The sequence below is a fragment of the Mycobacterium sp. 1245499.0 genome (assembly GCF_001673615.1).
GTDB lineage: Bacteria > Actinomycetota > Actinomycetes > Mycobacteriales > Mycobacteriaceae > Mycobacterium > Mycobacterium europaeum_A.
The window spans coordinates 1-2,012 of the sequence record NZ_LZMG01000199.1; the positions used below are offsets into that span (position 1 = coordinate 1).

A 2,012-nucleotide genomic window follows, 5' to 3' on the forward strand; every position below is an offset into this window, starting at 1 on the left:
GAGAACCGAAGCCGCAGCCAGCGCCGGCGTTCCCGCGGCGGCTGGATGACGTTGAGCCGCATCGACCAGCCGGCCGGACCGTCTTCGTCGTAGGTTTCCCCGCCGAACCGCATCCGCAGGTCGCCTGGGTATTCGGTTTGCGACCAAGCCAATTCGCGATCGGTCAGCGCCTCGTCGTCGATCACCAGCACGTCGCCGGCGCCCAGGTCGACGACGTCACCGGCGGCGTCGGCCGAAGCGAGCAGCCCGATCGAGGTCCGGGTGCGCAGGTCCAGTTCGCCACCGCGGGAAGCCAGGATCAGCGCCCCGCTTGCCGCGGCCAGGGCAGGTTGCGCCGGCGTGAGGATCGGCGTGCGGCCGTGCATCGAAAGACGTTCGGTGACAAGCGGAATGCGCGCGCCGCCCCCGACCGTGACCACCGCGGCCAGGTCCGACCAGCTCTTGCGGTAGCGCACCAGCATGTCGTCGAAGGCATAGATGAAGCCGGTCAGCCGATCCTGGATCAGCTCTTCGAGGTCGTCCTGCGTCAGCGTCAGGCTGCAACTGCGCCCGCCGAGCACCGCGACGATGTCGGTGGCCATGTCGGCCGAGAGCCGCTCCTTGGCCGCGCGGCATTGTTCCCTGAGTTCGCCGAGCTGGCCGACACCGGCGGTGCTGGCCGGGTCCAGGCCACTGCCGTGGCCCAGCTCCTCGAAGGCACGCAGCTGCAACTCCTGGTCGATCTCGTCGCCCGACAGCGCGGGGTAACGCAGTGTCGCGCTGACGAGTTCGAAATCCCCCGCGACGTCGACCAAGGTGGCCGACGTGCCGCTGCCGCCGAAGTCGAGCAGCCCCACCACGCCCTCGTCGGGCAGTCCGAGCTCGGACTTGACCGCGGTCAGCGAGGCGATGGCGTCGCTGACCAGCCGCGGCGCCATCCCGCTACGCACGAAGCCCACATGGGTGCGCAGGGCGTCCCGCAGCGCCTGCACCGTCGCCGGTTTCCAGTGCGCGGGCACGGCGATGGAGATCTCCGAGCATGCCGCGTCCGCACCCGCGGCGAGCACCATCGCGTCCAGCGCCTCCACCGTCAGCAGTTCCGGGTCGTGCGTGGAACCGTCGGGTGACACCAGCGCGACGGAATCACCGATGCGCTCGATGAAGCCCTTCATCGGCACGCCGGGCTCGGCGAGGTACGGGTTCTCTTCGGGCGCACCGACTTTCGGAGCACAGTGCGGGTAAAGGGTAACCACGGACCGGCGGGTAACCGGTGGGCTTCCATTACGCGCAGCGACCAGGTTCGTGGTCCCGATCGACAACCCGAGTGGGTCGTACATAGAGCGAAAACCTTCGTCCATAGGGGTCGGTGGCCAGCGTTAACGATAGCGGCGGACACGCGGAAAGCCGATGCTTCGCAATGTCATTGGTATCCGCTCGATGCGCTTGCGTCACCGAAGCGGTACCGAAAACCCCTTGACAAAAAGCTTTGTGCTACAACACCGTCAGCGGCAGCGAACGCCTGGGCTCGAACTGGAACGTCGATCCGCCGCTGACCCTGACCACCGAAACCTCTGGCAGTTCCTCGGCGGGCGTATCGGTTTCGATCAGCTCCGCCGTCCAGTCGGTGGCCGTCCCGCTAACTCGGACCGCCAGGTGCGGTTCCACCGCGGTGACGATGGCCTGGAGCGGTTGGACGGATTCCGGCGAGCACAACGAGATCCAGGCGGCGTCGTCGTGGGCCGGCGACGGGCGGACGTGCAACCGGTTCGATTCCGTCTCGGCGACAACGTAATCCGCGGGGTTCAGCAGCGGGTGCAGCTCGAGGACCCGCAATACCCCTTCGATCCCGCCAGGAAGCTTCAGCGCCCGGTGGATGCGTTCGGCGGCCACGCCCGCTATGCCGATCAGGCCCCGGGTGCATACGCCGACGGCTTCCTGCTCGCTAGCCGCCCGGGCCCGCACCGCGATCGCGAACGACAGGTACAGCAGGTGCATCTGCAGGCACACCTCGTCGGCCATCCGGACCAGCGCCG

1 protein-coding gene and 1 pseudogene are annotated in these 2,012 nt (G+C 68.0%); both read right to left on the bottom strand.

Annotation, left to right across the window (positions count from 1 at the left end; genetic code table 11):
• The coding region (locus A5646_RS11590) for an Hsp70 family protein (RefSeq protein WP_067021794.1) at positions 1-1,316 on the bottom strand (1,316 nt) is incomplete at its 3' end.
• A 154-nt stretch (positions 1,317-1,470) separates the two neighbouring features.
• Positions 1,471-2,012: pseudogene (locus tag A5646_RS11595) on the bottom strand (hypothetical protein); the annotation flags it as partial.